Here is a 16,578-nt window from a genome sequence, read left to right as displayed (position 1 = left end):
GTGATTTATGGCTGCAACCAAGCCTGCTTTTAACCCACCGGGTAAAAAGGGTGACATGATCTTCAGCGCGCTGGTAAGACTGGCTGCGCTGATTGTGCTATTGATGTTGGGTGGCATTATTGTCTCTCTGGTTATCTCCTCCTGGCCAAGCATTCAGAAATTTGGTTTCTCCTTTCTGTGGACCAAAGACTGGGATGCGCCGAACGATATCTACGGTGCTTTAGTACCGATTTACGGTACGCTGGTTACCTCACTTATTGCACTGCTGATTGCCGTTCCGGTGAGTTTCGGCATTGCGCTGTTCCTGACTGAACTTGCACCTGGCTGGCTGCGTCGCCCGCTGGGCATCGCTATTGAACTGCTGGCGGCAATTCCGAGTATCGTGTACGGCATGTGGGGGCTGTTTATCTTTGCCCCGCTGTTTGCGACTTATTTCCAGGAGCCGGTCGGAAACATCCTTTCCAACATTCCGTTTGTTGGCGCACTGTTCTCCGGCCCGGCTTTTGGTATCGGTATTCTGGCGGCTGGCGTGATCCTCGCCATCATGATCATCCCGTACATTGCGGCGGTTATGCGTGATGTGTTCGAACAAACGCCGGTACTGATGAAAGAGTCAGCCTACGGCATCGGCTGTACCACCTGGGAAGTTATCTGGCGCATCGTCCTGCCGTTCACCAAAAATGGCGTGATCGGCGGCGTGATGTTGGGGCTGGGCCGCGCACTGGGTGAAACCATGGCGGTGACCTTTATCATCGGTAACACCTACCAGCTCGACAGTGCCTCGCTGTACATGCCGGGCAACAGTATTACCTCTGCGCTGGCGAATGAATTTGCCGAAGCGGAATCTGGGCTGCACGTTGCCGCGTTGATGGAGCTGGGTCTGATTCTGTTTGTGATCACCTTCATCGTGCTGGCTGCGTCTAAGTTCATGATCATGCGCCTTGCGAAGAACGAGGGGGCACGCTAATGGCTACGCTTGAAATGCAAAACACCGCTCAGCTTGCGGAATCCCGCCGTAAAATGCAGGCGCGTCGTCGTCTGAAAAACCGCATCGCGCTGACGCTCTCTATGGCGACCATGGCGTTCGGTCTGTTCTGGCTCATTTGGATCCTGATGTCCACGATCACCCGCGGTATTGACGGTATGTCGCTGGCGCTGTTCACCGAAATGACGCCGCCGCCGAATACGGCGGGTGGTGGTCTGGCGAATGCCCTGGCCGGTAGCGGTCTGTTGATTCTGTGGGCGACCGTGTTTGGTACCCCGCTCGGCATTATGGCGGGTATCTACCTGGCGGAGTATGGGCGTAAGTCCTGGCTGGCTGAGGTCATCCGCTTTATCAATGACATTCTGCTTTCTGCGCCATCCATCGTGGTCGGTCTGTTCGTTTACACCATCGTGGTAGCAAAAATGGAGCATTTCTCTGGCTGGGCGGGCGTGATCGCGCTGGCGCTGCTGCAGGTGCCCATTGTTATTCGTACCACAGAGAACATGCTCAAGCTGGTGCCAGATAGCCTGCGTGAAGCCGCCTATGCACTGGGTACGCCGAAATGGAAGATGATTTCTGCGATCACCCTGAAGGCATCTGTCTCGGGGATCATTACAGGTGTTCTGTTAGCAATTGCTCGTATCGCAGGTGAAACGGCTCCGCTGCTGTTTACGTCGCTCTCCAACCAGTTCTGGAGCACTGACATGATGCAGCCTATCGCCAACCTGCCGGTCACTATCTTTAAGTTTGCGATGAGCCCGTTTGCTGAGTGGCAGCAACTGGCCTGGGCCGGGGTACTGATTATTACCCTGTGCGTACTGCTGCTGAACATTCTGGCGCGAGTCATTTTCGCGAAGAAGAAACACGGTTAATTTTTACGGCGTGGCTGATGCGGCGCCGGATGAGGAAAAGATTGAAATGAGTATGGTTGATACTGCCCCAGGTAAGATTCAGGTTCGTGATTTGAACTTCTACTATGGCAAATTCCATGCCCTGAAGAACATCAACCTGGATATTGCTAAAAACCAGGTAACGGCGTTTATCGGGCCTTCTGGCTGTGGTAAATCGACGCTGCTGCGTACGTTCAACAAAATGTTTGAACTGTACCCGGAGCAACGTGCGGAAGGTGAAATTCTGCTGGATGGCGACAATATTCTCACCAATACCCAAGATATCGCTCTGCTGCGTGCCAAAGTGGGCATGGTATTCCAGAAGCCCACGCCGTTCCCGATGTCCATCTACGACAACATCGCTTTTGGCGTACGTCTGTTTGAGAAACTCTCGCGTGCGGATATGGACGAACGCGTGCAGTGGGCATTGACCAAGGCCGCATTGTGGAATGAAACCAAAGATAAATTACACCAGAGCGGGTACTCTCTCTCGGGTGGTCAGCAGCAGCGATTGTGTATTGCGCGTGGCATCGCCATTCGCCCGGAAGTGCTTCTGCTTGATGAGCCATGTTCAGCGCTCGACCCTATTTCTACCGGGCGTATCGAAGAGCTGATCACTGAGCTGAAAGAGGATTACACCGTCGTTATCGTTACCCACAACATGCAGCAGGCTGCGCGTTGTTCCGATCACACGGCATTTATGTACCTGGGCGAGTTGATTGAGTTCAGTAACACGGACGATCTGTTCACCAAGCCCGCGAAGAAACAAACTGAAGATTACATCACCGGTCGTTACGGCTGATTCAGGAGCTTGTTGTGGATAACCTTAACCTTAATAAACATATTTCCGGCCAGTTCAATGCAGAGCTGGAAAGCATCCGTACCCAGGTGATGACCATGGGCGGCATGGTCGAGCAACAGCTTTCTGATGCAATCACGGCGATGCACAACCAGGACAGCGAGCTGGCGAAGCGCGTCATTGAAGGCGATAAGAACGTCAATATGATGGAGGTGGCGATCGACGAAGCCTGCGTGCGTATCATCGCCAAGCGTCAACCGACAGCGAGCGACCTGCGTCTGGTGATGGCGATTATCAAAACCATCGCTGAGCTGGAACGTATTGGCGACGTGGCAGATAAAATTTGCCGCACCGCGCTGGAGAAGTTCTCGCAACAACACCAGCCGCTGCTGGTAAGTCTGGAGTCGCTGGGTCGTCACACCGTGCAGATGCTGCACGACGTGTTGGATGCGTTTGCGCGTATGGATCTCGACGAAGCGGTACGTATTTATCGCGAAGATAAGAAAGTCGACCAGGAGTATGAAGGCATCGTGCGTCAGCTGATGACTTATATGATGGAAGACCCACGTACCATTCCAAGCGTGCTGACCGCGCTGTTCTGCGCACGTTCCATCGAACGTATCGGTGACCGCTGCCAGAATATCTGCGAATACATCTTCTATTTCGTGAAGGGACAAGACTTCCGTCACGTGGGCGGCGATGAGCTGGATAAGCTGCTGGCGGGCAAAGATCCTAAAGAGTGATAAAAACGTAGAAAGTAGGCCGGATAAGCGTTAGCGGCATCCGGCAATTGCCCGGTGGCGCAAGCTTACCGGGCCTACAAAAAATTACCGGGTAATATCCCAACCCCGTGCCTTCCACAATTCCGGCAACTGTGTCAGATCGGTAAAGGTCGTGACTTTTGGATGATCGATCGGTTTGTTATGCGGATCGGCGCAGAAGTAGAACACTTCCATCCCCGCCGCAATCCCCGCCTGCGCGCCTGCGCTGGAATCATCAACCAGAATGCAGTTCTCAACATTAACGTCCATTGCTTTTGCCGCATGGAACATTAGGGTCGGATCGGGCTTCCAGCGTTGGATATCGTAGCCGCTGAACAGTAAATCAGGAAAATGGTGCAACATGCCCAGCTTACCCAGCGAATGCTGCATTTTGCTGACCGGACCGTTAGACACCACGCACATTGGCACAGCCATGCTGTCCAGCAGCGTGTTCGCACCAGCAATGACTTCCAGCTCGGTATCGAACAGACGTGCGACCTCAGCGCGGTAAACCGGTTCTAAATCGGCTTTTGCCAGTTCGACACCGTGCTCTTCGTTGATAATGTCGATGATCTCGTACAGCTTTACCCCCTTGAAGCGTTTGAAAATTTCTTCAAGATCGAGCGTAATGCCAAACGCCTGGAACATGCTGACATACGCGCGAGAACAAATCACTTCACTGTCGACAAGGGTACCGTCACAGTCAAAAAATACGGCTTCTATCTGGGACATGTCATTTCCGTTTTAACAAGTTTAACGTTTTCGTAATGCATTATTGGGCGACGCAATCGTTGCCGTATAAGCAAAATCAATGAAAAAAGTTGCTCATAACCCAACCCTATTGTCGCATTTTGGTATAGGATAGCGACGAATTTTCCCTCCTTGTTCGGAAATTGATAATGAGTCAACAACACACAACCCAGGCTTCTGGCCAGGGGATGCTGGAACGCGTGTTCAAACTGCGCGAACATGGCACGACGGCACGGACCGAAGTGATCGCCGGTTTAACCACCTTCCTGACGATGGTGTATATCGTTTTTGTTAACCCGCAAATTCTTGGCGTGGCTGGCATGGATACCAGCGCCGTCTTTGTTACCACCTGCCTTATTGCTGCCTTTGGTAGCATCCTGATGGGGCTATTTGCTAACCTGCCGGTCGCACTTGCGCCTGCTATGGGCCTGAATGCATTTTTCGCTTTCGTGGTCGTCGGCGCGATGGGCCTGTCATGGCAGATCGGTATGGGGGCTATCTTCTGGGGCGCGGTAGGTCTGCTGCTGCTGACCATTTTCCGCGTACGTTACTGGATGATTGCCAATATCCCGGTGAGCCTGCGAGTGGGGATCACCAGTGGTATCGGTCTGTTCATCGGCATGATGGGGCTGAAAAACGCAGGTGTTATCGTCGCCAACAAAGACACGCTGGTGTCTATCGGTAACCTGACGTCCCACAGCGTACTTCTCGGTATTCTGGGCTTCTTTATCATCGCGATTCTGGCGTCACGTAATATTCATGCTGCGGTGCTGATTTCCATCATTGTAACCACGCTGCTGGGCTGGATGCTGGGCGATGTCCATTACAACGGTATCGTTTCTGCGCCGCCGAGCGTGATGTCCGTTATCGGACATGTCGATCTGGCCGGTTCGTTTAACATTGGCCTGGCGGGTGTGATTTTCTCGTTCATGCTGGTCAACCTGTTTGACTCCTCCGGTACGCTGATTGGCGTGACGGATAAAGCCGGTCTGGCGGACGCGAAGGGCAAGTTCCCACGCATGAAGCAGGCGCTGTATGTGGATAGCGTGTCGTCGGTTACCGGGGCGTTTATCGGGACTTCTTCCGTTACCGCCTATATTGAATCCTCTTCCGGGGTGTCGGTTGGTGGCCGTACCGGCCTGACTGCAGTCGTCGTTGGCCTGCTGTTCCTGCTGGTTATCTTCCTGTCGCCGCTGGCGGGAATGGTACCGGGCTATGCAGCTGCAGGTGCGCTGATTTACGTTGGTGTCCTGATGACATCAAGCCTGTCACGCGTGAAGTGGGATGATCTGACTGAAGCGGTTCCGGCGTTTATTACCGCCGTGATGATGCCGTTTAGCTTCTCAATTACCGAAGGTATTGCGCTGGGCTTTATCTCTTACTGCGTGATGAAAATCGGTACTGGACGTTTCCGCGATCTCAGCCCGTGCGTCATCGTTGTCGCGCTGCTGTTTGTGCTGAAGATTGTGTTTATCGACGCGCATTAAAATATCGGTCTGGACAACTGCCCGCCAGGCATCGTTGCTGGCGGGCTTTTTCTTTTAGGCTTTCACGCGTTGGATGTAGTCGCCAAATGCGGTCAACTGGCCGGTCAGATGGTCCAGCGTGCTTTGGTCAATCACTTCACCCGTCTGCGGATCCACCTTGTTTTGAATGACCCCGCCCATAAATTCCGGCTTGTTCATTACCATGGCGTCGAGGAACACCAGGATTTGACGCAGATGGTACTGGCAGCGCGCGCCGCCAATGGCACCCATGGAGCTGGTCTGGATCAGCACCGGTTTGCCGGATAATGGCTGATCGGGCAGGCGAGACAGCCAGTCGATGGCGTTCTTCAGTCCGCCCGGAACAGAATAGTTATATTCAGGTGTGACGATGACGACACCGTCAGCCTTTCTGATTTGCTCAGCCAGTGCTTCTACGCTGGCCGGAAAACCTTCTTCCTGCTGGAGATCGGCATCGTACAGTGGGATATCACCAATCGACGGTAACGCGCTCACTTCCATTCCTGCGGGAGCAATCTTGGGCAGTGTACGGGCAACCATTCCATTAAACGAACCTTTGCGCAGACTTCCCAGTAACGTAACAACATTCAATGTTTCAGACATGGTGACTCCTGTTTCATCATAAAGGTTAAATCAAAGCGTATGGCTTTTCGCTGCGCATAATTGAGAGAACCGGATCAGACGACCCGTTGGCTCATTGGCGCGAGTCTGGATATCAGGCAAACTTTTCCAGTCCTGCTGACCATCAAACTCCCAAACCTTGAGTTTTTCAATGGCTGGCGAAACCGCAACCGACCACACCAGCACATCTTCCGCATCGCAAATGGCTTCAATCTGCGCAACATGGGCACATTTCAGGCGTCCTGCGCCGGGTAAAAGCTGGAGTTCGCGCGGATCGTCATTGCATACATCGCCAGTGAGTTTGAGTACGCTCTGGCGCAATGTAATGAGCTGCGCGCGTGCTTCATTGGGGTCGTTTTGATTATTGATCCACAGGTTTTCGTTACTGGAGAAGCGCCACGTTTCCGCTGAATTTGGATTGTTAAACCCGCGGGTTGCCCGCTGAAGTTCCATATCCAGGCCGCACGTTCCTTCAGTCGTTAGCACAACGCCGACGATATTCCCGGCATAAGAGATCGAAAATCCCGGTAGATTCTTATCGCGAAAAACGGGCTTACCTTTCGCCTCAGTAACAATCTCAGGCAACGTGCTGGTGCCGTAAAGCATGAACATCAGTTCGGCGAGAAGACTTCGGGAGGCCAGGAAGCGTGTTCGGCGATGAGCGGGCAGATCTCTTGCTTCGATATGGCATGGAGAAGGGAGGCGAGCTGATACCAGGTGTCCCTCCGTAAGAATCCCTCTGGCAAAATGTGTCGCCATTTTTCGCTCCGTGATTAATGGTCCGTGATTATCACCAGAGTAACATTTACACGGCTTCCGGGCAGGCTTTGCTGCCCAAAAAGTAAGCGGAAATGGGATACATTACGCGATATTTACATTTCTGTTGCCAGAATGGTCGATTTTGAAACACCAAAATGACGGATCGTCAGGATATATCGCGATAAAGCGCCTTGATCGTGTCTTTTAGCCAGACGATCTTAGGATTGTGGCTGTTGCGTTTATGCCAAAGAAGAGTAAACGGTACGCGCATTTTTTCCAGTTGCGCCGTATCAAATGGCATCGGCCGCGCAACGAGTGGAAGCTGGTGGAGTTGGTTATAACGCTGGCAATAAACCGGTGCGGTGGCAATCAGCGCGTGATCCGGCTGCGCTGCCATAAACAGCGATTGCTCAAAACCAGGCAGACATAACGCGATATTGCGTGCGCGCCCCATTTCTTGCAGGACTTCATCCAGCGCCCAGGTATCGCTTTGCTCCCAGCTAATGCTGATGTGCGGATAGCGCAGAAAGGTGTCCAGATTCCACTCTTCCTGCAGTGCGGGATGATCTTCACGTAGCCAGACGCAGGGCAGATCGGAAAACAGCACTTCATGGTCGATCGACAATGGCAACAAACTCAGCAGTTCTCGCGAACGCGGATGACTTTCGCGTCCGGTAAAGCCAATATCCACTTCACCGCGAATAATGGCATCCAGCGAATCATAGTCCCAGTTGCGTATTTTGATCGTCGCCTGAGGATAGCGCTGGTAAATCTGCCGGGAGAGCGCGTTGAACATGATCATCACCAGCGGCGTTTCGGCCACCAGATCAAACTTCAGCCCGCGCGGCGATTCATGGTGCGGCTTATCGAGCAGCTGATTGCCCATCTGCATCCATTCAGCCAGGCTCTGCTCCATGCTGACCATCAGCGGCGTCGGCGATAGCCCCAGCGGGGTGTTCACAAACAAGGGATCGTCAAACCAGGCCCGCAGCTTCGACAGCGACTTACTGACCGCCGACGGAGTGACGTTCATCCGTTTAGCGGTTTTAGTGACGCTGCGTTCCTGCATCAACAACTGCAGGCAGAGCAATAAATTAAGATCGAGACTGCTGAGGGATTTCTTCATGAGTTGGCGCGGACCGGTTAGGTGCAACAGTGATAATCAGCATGATACTCACTATGCTACAGCCAATCAGAATCCCGATCAGCATATTCAGCGCATCAAGGCCAAGAACAGCCGCCAGCCAAATCCACAGCGAGGAACCGCAAACCTGTGCAATACCTAATGCCGAGCTGGCGACGCCCGCGCGCAGCGAGAACGGTCCCAGCGCCTGGCTCATCGCAACACCGAAACCGACCGAGAATCCGGCGCAGATTAAGGTTAACCCGAACAACGTTACCGCGTGTGAAGTAGCAAGGGTTAACACCACGCCAGCACACAGAAACAGCACCTGCGAGGTTAGCATCATAACGCGAGGCTTAAACACGCTCAGGGCGAATGGCGTAGAGAAAGAGACCGCCATACTGATGCCAGCGGTCATGGCCATGGTAGTGGCGTACTCGCCGCGGTCGAAGCCCATCACTTCCATCAGCAGCACCGGAGACGTATTCACGAAGGTCAGGATCACCGACACGCTAAGGGTAGTAATGGCCAGACGGCTTAAGAAAAAGCGGTTTACCAGTGATTCGGTAGTGTGGTTCTTTTCCATCGTCGCCATAAACGTTGCTGGGCGCGATTCTCGCAGGACAAATACCGACAGCAGGCAAACAGCCACACCCATTCCCATCATCGTGTAGAACAGGCTCTGCCACGGGTATTTGAGCATGATCAGATGCCCCATCACCGGAGCCAGCACCGGCACGATACAGGTAATACCGTTCAACAACGACAGTACCTTCGCCCGGCGACGATCGTCGAGCGTATCGCGCAGAATAGCGAAAGCCACCACATAGCAGCAGCCGGCGCCCACACCCTGAATAAAGCGGCCAACCAGGAACGGCGTACCGCTCTCGGCAAATGAACACAGCGCAGAGGCGAAAATAAAGATGAGTGCACCGACAATAGCGACTGGTTTACGTCCTGACTGGTCGGCAACTTTTCCGGCGAAAAGCATCGCCGTCGCCATTCCCGCCAGATAAACTGAAAACGCGATATGCAGTTGCGCCTCGCTGGCCTGTAGATCGGCCGCAATACGGGGCAGCCCCACCAGATACATATCAATACCGGCAGGATAAAGAAGAACCAGGGCGAAACTGCAGATTAGAAAGCGTGTCATAGCGACCTCATGAGAAATGTGGCGCTAAGCATACGGTCAGAGAGTCAACTGCACGAGTTGCCATTTGGACAACAGTGATTTCCGCATGGGAAATTGTTGTTGCCGGATGGCGGTGTAAACGCCTTATCCGGCCTACAGGGCCTGTAGGCCCGGCAAGCATCGCGCCACCGGGCAACACAACGTTACTTACCAATACAGAAACTGGAGAAAATTCGTCCCAGCAGATCGTCGGAGGTAAATTCCCCGGTGATCTCACTGAGGTTCTGCTGCGCCAGACGTAGCTCCTCTGCCAGCAATTCTCCGGCCCATGCGCCGAGAAGTTGGGCTTTACCCTGCTCAAGATGCTCCGCCGCTTCTGCCAGTGCCTGCAGGTGACGACGACGCGCCAGGAAGCCACCTTCCATATTGGTTTCAAAGCCCATGCTCTGTTTGAGATGGTTACGCAGTACGTCAACACCTTCACCGGTACGTGCGGAGAGACGAACCAGTGAGTGGCCATTTACTTCGCTAAGGCCCAGCGTCTCACCGGTAATATCCGCTTTGTTACGCACCACGGTAATCGGCAGTTTGGCTGGCAGACGGGCAATAAAGTCTGGCCAGATGTCAGCCGGGTCCACGGCGTCGGTGGTGGTGCCATCCACCATAAACAGCACACGGTCGGCTTGTTCGATTTCCTGCCAGGCACGTTCGATACCGATGCGTTCAACTTCATCACTGGCATCGCGCAAACCGGCAGTATCGATGATGTGCAGCGGCATACCGTCGATATGAATATGCTCACGCAGTACGTCGCGAGTCGTCCCCGCAATGTCGGTCACAATAGCCGCCTCACGGCCTGCCAGCGCGTTCAGCAGGCTTGATTTCCCGGCGTTAGGGCGACCGGCAATGACTACCTTCATCCCTTCGCGCAGCAGGCTACCCTGACGCGCTTCGGCACGTACGGCATCAAGATCGCTGATAACGTTATTGAGCTGCGCTTCAATCTTGCCGTCAGACAGGAAGTCGATTTCTTCATCCGGGAAGTCGATCGCCGCTTCCACATAGATGCGTAGGTGAGTGAGCGCTTCCACAAGATGATTTACCCGTGCGGAAAATGCACCCTGCAACGAGTTCAGCGCCGAGCGAGCGGCTTGCTCCGAGCTGGCATCGATCAGGTCGGCAATCGCCTCTGCCTGGGCTAAATCGAGCTTATCATTGAGAAACGCGCGCTCGGAGAATTCACCCGGTCTGGCAATGCGCAGCCCGGGAATGGTCAGAATACGTTTGAGCAGCAGGTCAAGAATCACCGGACCTCCGTGACCCTGAAGCTCTAAAACGTCTTCGCCGGTAAAGGAGTTCGGGCCGGGGAACCACAGGGCAATCCCCTGATCCAGCGTGCTGCCATCCGCGTCTTTAAACGGCAGATAATCGGCATAACGCGGTTTGGGTAGTTTCCCCAGTACGGTTTCTGCGACCTCACGCGCCTTCAGGCCGGAGATACGCAGGATACCCACGCCACCACGTCCCGGTGGGGTGGCCTGAGCGACGATGGTGTCGTTATGGCTCATGGTTTGTCTCTTCTTAATGCAATAAAAAAGGCGGTCTAATGACCGCCCTTTACTTTATGTTCCGTTTGCCGGATGGCGGCTTCGCCTAATCCGGCCTACACCGAATCAGGAGTTTTTCTTCTCGCGGCTATGCAGGCCACGCTTCTCCAGACCACGGTAAATCAGCTGCTGCTGAATAATGGTTACCAGGTTGCTGACGATATAGTACAGCACCAGACCTGACGGGAACCACAGGAAGAACACGGTGAAGATGACCGGCATAAAGGTCATGATCTTCTGCTGCATCGGGTCGGTTACAGTGGTCGGAGACATCTTCTGAATGAAGAACATCGTCACGCCCATCAGAATCGGCAGAATGTAGTACGGGTCCTGTGCAGACAGGTCATGGATCCACAGAGCGAACGGCGCATGACGCAGTTCAATGGAGCCCATCAGCATGTAGTACAACGCCAGGAAGATTGGCATCTGGATGATCAGCGGGAAGCAGCCGCCCAGCGGGTTAACCTTCTCAGCTTTGTACAGGGCCATCATTTCCTGACTCTGACGCTGTTTGTCATCGCCCAGACGCTCACGCATTGCCTGAATCTTCGGCTGCAGCATACGCATCTTCGCCATGGAGGTGTACTGCGCTTTGGTCAGCGGGTACATGATGCCACGAACGATAAAGGTGATAACGATGATGGAGAAGCCCCAGTTACCCAGGAAGCTATGGATCCACTTCAGCAGTTTAAACAGCGGCTGAGAAATGAACCACAACCAGCCGTAATCCACGGTCAGATCCAGGTGCGGTGCAACGGCCGCCATTTTATCCTGAATTTCCGGGCCGACCCACAGGGTACTGGTCATCGCGCCAGTCTGGCCAGGCTGTACCAGTACCGGCTGTGACTTATAGCCGATAGCGGCAATGCCGTTACCCAGGTTAGCGGTATAGAAGTTGTTGGTGCCGTCGTTACGCGGAACCCATGCCGTTGCGAAATACTGTTGCAGCATTGCGACCCAGCCGTCTTTAGCATTGACGTTCAGGTTTTCGTTTTCAGCAATGGTGTCGAATTTGTATTTCTCATACTTCTCATCCGGCGTGGAGTACGCCGCGCCGCGGAAGGTGTGCAGCGCAAAGTTGCTGCTTCCGGTATCGCGATGAGATGGCAGATTGATGGATTGCTTCAGCTGACCAAAGGTGGAGACTTCCAGCGGTTTTTCGCCGGCGTTCTGCACGCTGTAGTTAACGTTGACAGCATATTCACCACGCTTGAGTACAAACGTTTTAGTGAATGTGTTACCCGCTGCGTCAGTATAGGTCATCGGGATCTGCAGTTCGTTCTGACCGTCAGCCAGTACAAACGCGTCTTTCTCGACGTTGTACAGCGGACGCGGGCCGTTAGCCGGGTTATCCGGGCCGTCACGACCTGTCAGGCCACTCTGAGCCTGGTAGATGAACTGTGGCGTGGTTTCCAGTAACTGGAACGGTTCGGTAGAACCGAGTTCTTTCGGGTAAGCTGGCAGTGAAGCCTGTTCCACATCACCACCACGGGTGTTGATGGTCAGATCAAGCACGTCAGTTTTAACCGTAATCAGTTTCCCCTGGCCACTGGCCGGTACGCCCTGGTCTGCGGCGCTACCCGCTGCGGTGGTCGTTGTCTGCGTGGTCTGTTGGGCCTGAGGTTGCGGGTTTTTATCCTGCTCCCAGGCTTGCCAGATCATGAAAGACACGAACAGCAAAGCGATGACTAAAAGATTGCGTTGCGAATCCATCGTTAGTGTTCTCTGGTATCAAATGGTCCGGGCGGGACGGGATCGTCACCACCAGGGTGTAAAGGGTGGCATTTTAATACGCGTTTCACCGTCAACCAACTGCCTTTTATCACTCCAAACCTGCGCAATGCCTCAATTCCGTAGCTCGAACAGGTTGGAGTGAAACGGCAATGCGGCCCAAGCAGCGGACTGATCAGGCGTTGATAGACCCGAATGAGGGCTATCAGGACCCGCGAGCCAGGCGACAATGGCGACGCCATAATTTTTCCAACGCTTCCGAGAGAGCACGGTTATCGAGGTCAGCAACCCCTTTTTTCGCCACCACCACGAAATCCATTGCTGGAAGCTCGTGCTGACGTAAACGGAAGCTTTCACGCGTCAGACGTTTAATCCGATTGCGTTCATGCGCACGTTTAACATTTTTCTTGGCGACTGTAAGACCGATACGGGGATGCCCCAGCGAATTCAGGCGGCCGAGGATGGTGATTTGCGGCGTGCCAGCCCGTTGTGGCTGCTGGAAGACGAATGTGAAATGAGTGGGAGTTAACAAACGTAACTCCCTGGGAAATGCGAGCTTAACCACTCAGGGGCTAGCTTTTATTACTTAGAAACGGTCAGACGAGAACGGCCTTTAGCACGACGACGTGCCAGAACCTGACGACCATTTTTATTAGCCATACGAGCACGGAAGCCGTGAGAACGGTTGCGCTTCAGTACAGACGGTTGAAAAGTGCGTTTCATGGCGATTTCTACCTAAACTTGAATAAATTCACTGACTTTTGCGTATACCCGAACGAATTTCGAACGACTTACGCCACAGTGTGGGTGATTAAAGAGGCCGGATTGTAATAATTGTACACTCCGGAGTCAATTCTCTTTCCTTATTTCCCGCTTTTTTCCGCATGGTTTCGCGTAAAAAACAGGCAGCGTTGACGCCGTAAGGCGACCGTTACTCGCTGGGGGTAAGAATTATACGGGCTGGTGGATAAAGCGCAAGGATCGCTCGGGATCTTTATTAGATCGTTTAAGCAGTAAAGCATCTTTACTCATTAATTTTTTCAATATGCGCGCTAAAACCTGCAGCACTTCTCCAGGATCGTTTACACTTAGCCGATTCTGGATCATCCTGTGGATAAATCGGGAAGAATCTGTGAGAAACAGAAGATCTCTTTCTCAGTTTACGCTATGATCCGCGGTCCTGATCGTTTCAATGGATCCTGATCGGGTAAAAATTGCAGATAGCAATTCGCACGTCACCCTTTGCATAGGGTCTTGTCGGTGTGCGTCAACAATCATGAATGTTTCAGCCTTTGTCATTTATCGACTTTTGTTCGAGTGGAGTCCGCCGTGTCACTTTCGCTTTGGCAGCAGTGTCTTGCCCGATTGCAGGATGAGTTACCAGCCACAGAGTTCAGTATGTGGATACGCCCGTTGCAGGCGGAACTGAGCGATAACACGCTGGCTTTGTACGCGCCAAACCGTTTCGTGCTCGATTGGGTAAGGGATAAATACCTTAATAATATTAATGGATTACTCAATAATTTCTGTGGAGCGGATGCCCCGCAGCTGCGCTTTGAAGTCGGTACTAAACCCGTCACGCAAACGCTGAAAACGCCGGTCAACAACGTTGTTGCGCCCGCCCACGTGACTCAGCAAGTGCAACCACAACGTGCTGCTCCGGCGGCGCGTCCAGGCTGGGATAACGTCCCGGCTCCGGTAGAACCTACCTATCGTTCTAACGTCAACGTCAAACACACGTTTGATAACTTCGTTGAAGGTAAATCTAACCAACTGGCGCGCGCGGCGGCACGTCAGGTGGCGGACAATCCTGGCGGCGCCTACAATCCGTTATTCCTTTATGGCGGTACGGGTCTGGGTAAAACCCACCTGCTGCACGCTGTCGGTAACGGTATTATGGCGCGTAAGCCAAACGCCAAAGTGGTGTATATGCACTCCGAGCGTTTTGTGCAGGACATGGTCAAAGCCCTGCAAAACAACGCGATCGAAGAGTTTAAACGTTACTACCGTTCCGTTGACGCGCTGCTGATTGACGATATCCAATTCTTCGCGAATAAAGAGCGATCGCAGGAAGAGTTTTTCCACACCTTTAACGCCCTGCTGGAAGGCAATCAGCAGATCATCCTGACCTCGGATCGCTATCCGAAGGAGATCAACGGCGTTGAAGATCGTCTGAAATCCCGTTTTGGCTGGGGACTGACTGTCGCGATCGAACCGCCTGAACTGGAAACGCGTGTTGCGATCCTGATGAAAAAAGCCGACGAAAACGACATTCGTCTGCCGGGTGAAGTAGCGTTCTTTATTGCCAAGCGTCTACGCTCTAACGTACGTGAGCTGGAAGGCGCACTGAACCGCGTGATCGCCAACGCCAATTTTACCGGCCGGGCGATTACTATCGATTTCGTGCGTGAAGCGCTGCGCGATCTGCTGGCTTTGCAGGAAAAGCTGGTCACCATCGACAATATCCAGAAGACGGTGGCGGAGTATTACAAAATCAAAATTGCGGATCTGCTTTCTAAGCGTCGATCTCGCTCGGTAGCTCGTCCGCGCCAGATGGCGATGGCGCTGGCAAAAGAGCTCACTAACCACAGTCTGCCGGAAATTGGCGACGCGTTTGGTGGGCGTGACCATACTACCGTGCTTCATGCCTGCCGCAAGATTGAGCAGTTGCGTGAAGAAAGCCATGATATTAAAGAAGATTTCTCCAATTTAATCAGAACATTATCTTCGTGACGCTATGAAATTTACCGTTGAACGTGAACATTTATTAAAACCGCTTCAGCAGGTCAGCGGCCCGCTGGGTGGACGTCCTACACTGCCGATCCTCGGAAACCTGCTGCTGCAGGTTGCTGACGGCACCCTTTCGCTTACCGGTACCGATCTCGAAATGGAGATGGTGGCGCGCGTGGCGCTGATCCAGCCTCATGAACCTGGTGCGACCACCGTTCCGGCGCGTAAATTCTTCGATATTTGCCGTGGATTACCAGAAGGGGCGGAAATTGCCGTTCAACTGGAAGGCGACCGTATGCTGGTGCGTTCTGGCCGCAGCCGTTTCTCGCTGTCTACGCTGCCTGCCGCCGACTTCCCGAATCTGGACGACTGGCAGAGCGAAGTCGAATTCACCCTGCCACAGGCGACAATGAAGCGCCTGATTGAAGCCACGCAGTTTTCGATGGCGCATCAGGACGTGCGTTACTACTTAAACGGCATGCTGTTTGAAACCGAAGGGGAAGAGTTGCGTACCGTGGCGACCGACGGTCACCGCCTGGCGGTCTGTTCAATGCCTGTCGGTCAGCCGTTGCCTAGCCATTCGGTGATCGTACCGCGTAAAGGTGTGATTGAACTGATGCGTATGCTCGACGGCGGCGATAACCCGCTGCGCGTGCAGATTGGCAGCAACAATATTCGTGCGCACGTTGGTGACTTCATCTTTACTTCCAAGCTGGTTGACGGTCGTTTCCCGGATTATCGCCGCGTATTACCGAAGAATCCGGACAAACATCTGGAAGCCGGTTGCGATATCCTCAAACAGGCGTTTGCGCGTGCGGCGATTCTCTCCAACGAGAAATTCCGTGGCGTGCGTCTGTATGTCAGCGAAAACCAGCTCAAAATCACTGCCAACAACCCGGAGCAGGAAGAAGCAGAAGAAATTCTGGATGTTTCCTATCCTGGTACTGAATTGGAAATCGGCTTTAACGTTAGCTACGTGCTTGACGTTCTTAACGCGCTGAAGTGCGAGAACGTACGTATTCTGCTGACCGATTCCGTATCGAGCGTACAGATTGAAGATGCAGCGTCACAATCTGCAGCCTATGTCGTCATGCCTATGCGCTTGTAAAGAATATCGGGCTATCTTACTTGTTATTCTGGCTCCGGGCAGTGCTCGCAATCCTCACGTACTTCAGTACGCTCCGG

General features: G+C 53.3%; 18 protein-coding genes. 7 read left to right on the top strand and 11 right to left on the bottom strand.

What is annotated here, in order from left to right:
* The first annotated feature begins 7 nt into the window (after positions 1-7).
* Genes pstC through phoU form a run of 4 tightly spaced genes read left to right on the top strand, consistent with a single transcriptional unit; the run spans position 8 to position 3,417 of the window.
* Positions 8-967, top strand: a complete 960-nt coding sequence (gene pstC, locus OGV89_RS03090; protein ID WP_003023817.1) for a phosphate ABC transporter permease PstC — start codon at positions 8-10, stop codon at positions 965-967.
* On the top strand, positions 967-1,857 hold the full coding sequence (gene pstA / locus OGV89_RS03085; protein WP_003023819.1) for a phosphate ABC transporter permease PstA: 891 nt from the start codon (positions 967-969) through the stop codon (positions 1,855-1,857). Before pstC ends, pstA begins: the two co-directional genes overlap by 1 nt.
* Before the next feature lie 46 nt (positions 1,858-1,903).
* Positions 1,904-2,677 carry a phosphate ABC transporter ATP-binding protein PstB gene (gene pstB, locus OGV89_RS03080; protein WP_003023821.1) on the top strand — a complete coding sequence of 258 codons (774 nt, stop codon included), beginning with the start codon at positions 1,904-1,906 and terminating at the stop codon, positions 2,675-2,677.
* A 14-nt stretch (positions 2,678-2,691) separates the two neighbouring features.
* Positions 2,692-3,417, top strand: coding sequence for a phosphate signaling complex protein PhoU (gene phoU / locus OGV89_RS03075; protein ID WP_003023824.1), 726 nt, complete (start codon positions 2,692-2,694; stop codon positions 3,415-3,417).
* 84 nt (positions 3,418-3,501) lie between these two features.
* Here phoU and yieH read toward each other — a convergent pair whose 3' ends face one another.
* Positions 3,502-4,167, bottom strand: a complete 666-nt coding sequence (gene yieH, locus OGV89_RS03070; protein ID WP_003844428.1) for a 6-phosphogluconate phosphatase — start codon at positions 4,165-4,167, stop codon at positions 3,502-3,504.
* Between the two features lie 167 nt (positions 4,168-4,334).
* Here yieH and adeP point away from each other — a divergent pair, with 167 nt between their 5' ends.
* On the top strand, positions 4,335-5,672 hold the full coding sequence (gene adeP, locus OGV89_RS03065) for an adenine permease AdeP (protein ID WP_003023830.1): 1,338 nt from the start codon (positions 4,335-4,337) through the stop codon (positions 5,670-5,672).
* A gap of 54 nt (positions 5,673-5,726) precedes the next feature.
* On the opposite strand, the gene OGV89_RS03060 is transcribed toward adeP, so the two are convergent.
* The 10 genes from OGV89_RS03060 to OGV89_RS22970 all read right to left on the bottom strand — a co-directional run bounded on the left by OGV89_RS03060 (position 5,727) and on the right by OGV89_RS22970 (position 13,695).
* Positions 5,727-6,293: an NADPH-dependent FMN reductase gene (locus OGV89_RS03060; RefSeq protein WP_003023832.1), complete on the bottom strand. Its 567-nt coding sequence runs from the start codon at positions 6,291-6,293 to the stop codon at positions 5,727-5,729.
* Positions 6,294-6,323: 30 nt separating this feature from the next.
* On the bottom strand, positions 6,324-7,070 hold the full coding sequence (locus tag OGV89_RS03055) for a 4'-phosphopantetheinyl transferase family protein (protein ID WP_003840588.1): 747 nt from the start codon (positions 7,068-7,070) through the stop codon (positions 6,324-6,326).
* A 166-nt stretch (positions 7,071-7,236) separates the two neighbouring features.
* A complete protein-coding gene (gene yidZ, locus OGV89_RS03050) occupies positions 7,237-8,196 on the bottom strand; it encodes an HTH-type transcriptional regulator YidZ (protein ID WP_003023837.1) in 960 nt (319 codons plus the stop codon).
* Positions 8,165-9,346, bottom strand: coding sequence for an MFS transporter (locus tag OGV89_RS03045; RefSeq protein WP_003844430.1), 1,182 nt, complete (start codon positions 9,344-9,346; stop codon positions 8,165-8,167). Before OGV89_RS03045 ends, yidZ begins: the two co-directional genes overlap by 32 nt.
* A gap of 182 nt (positions 9,347-9,528) precedes the next feature.
* Complete coding sequence (gene mnmE, locus OGV89_RS03040) at positions 9,529-10,893, bottom strand: tRNA uridine-5-carboxymethylaminomethyl(34) synthesis GTPase MnmE (protein ID WP_003840593.1); 1,365 nt, start codon at positions 10,891-10,893, stop codon at positions 9,529-9,531.
* A 105-nt stretch (positions 10,894-10,998) separates the two neighbouring features.
* On the bottom strand, positions 10,999-12,645 hold the full coding sequence (gene yidC, locus OGV89_RS03035) for a membrane protein insertase YidC (protein ID WP_003023844.1): 1,647 nt from the start codon (positions 12,643-12,645) through the stop codon (positions 10,999-11,001).
* Between the two features lie 2 nt (positions 12,646-12,647).
* The gene (yidD, locus tag OGV89_RS03030) at positions 12,648-12,905 is read right to left on the bottom strand and encodes a membrane protein insertion efficiency factor YidD (protein ID WP_003023846.1); all 258 of its coding nucleotides are present in this window, start codon (positions 12,903-12,905) and stop codon (positions 12,648-12,650) included.
* Positions 12,869-13,228: a ribonuclease P protein component gene (gene rnpA / locus OGV89_RS03025; protein WP_003844432.1), complete on the bottom strand. Its 360-nt coding sequence runs from the start codon at positions 13,226-13,228 to the stop codon at positions 12,869-12,871. The genes yidD and rnpA overlap by 37 nt, the downstream gene beginning before the upstream one ends.
* Before the next feature lie 17 nt (positions 13,229-13,245).
* Complete coding sequence (gene rpmH / locus OGV89_RS03020; RefSeq protein ID WP_003023858.1) at positions 13,246-13,386, bottom strand: 50S ribosomal protein L34; 141 nt, start codon at positions 13,384-13,386, stop codon at positions 13,246-13,248.
* A gap of 228 nt (positions 13,387-13,614) precedes the next feature.
* Positions 13,615-13,695 (bottom strand): hypothetical protein, encoded by an 81-nt coding sequence (locus OGV89_RS22970; RefSeq protein WP_418222139.1) that lies wholly within the window; start codon positions 13,693-13,695, stop codon positions 13,615-13,617.
* Between the two features lie 297 nt (positions 13,696-13,992).
* On the opposite strand from OGV89_RS22970, the gene dnaA reads away from it, so the two are divergent.
* Both dnaA and dnaN read left to right on the top strand, forming a co-directional pair.
* Entirely contained in the window at positions 13,993-15,396 is a 1,404-nt protein-coding gene (gene dnaA / locus OGV89_RS03015; protein WP_286558132.1) for a chromosomal replication initiator protein DnaA, read from the top strand.
* A 4-nt stretch (positions 15,397-15,400) separates the two neighbouring features.
* Positions 15,401-16,501 (top strand): DNA polymerase III subunit beta, encoded by a 1,101-nt coding sequence (dnaN, locus tag OGV89_RS03010; protein WP_003023863.1) that lies wholly within the window; start codon positions 15,401-15,403, stop codon positions 16,499-16,501.
* The last annotated feature ends 77 nt before the right edge of the window (positions 16,502-16,578 follow it).

This window comes from Citrobacter sp. Cf125, assembly GCF_030333935.1.
Classification (GTDB): Bacteria; Pseudomonadota; Gammaproteobacteria; order Enterobacterales; family Enterobacteriaceae; genus Citrobacter; species Citrobacter freundii.
Note: the sequence above shows the minus strand (reverse complement) of the source record. Positions and strands in the feature narration are given on the sequence as shown.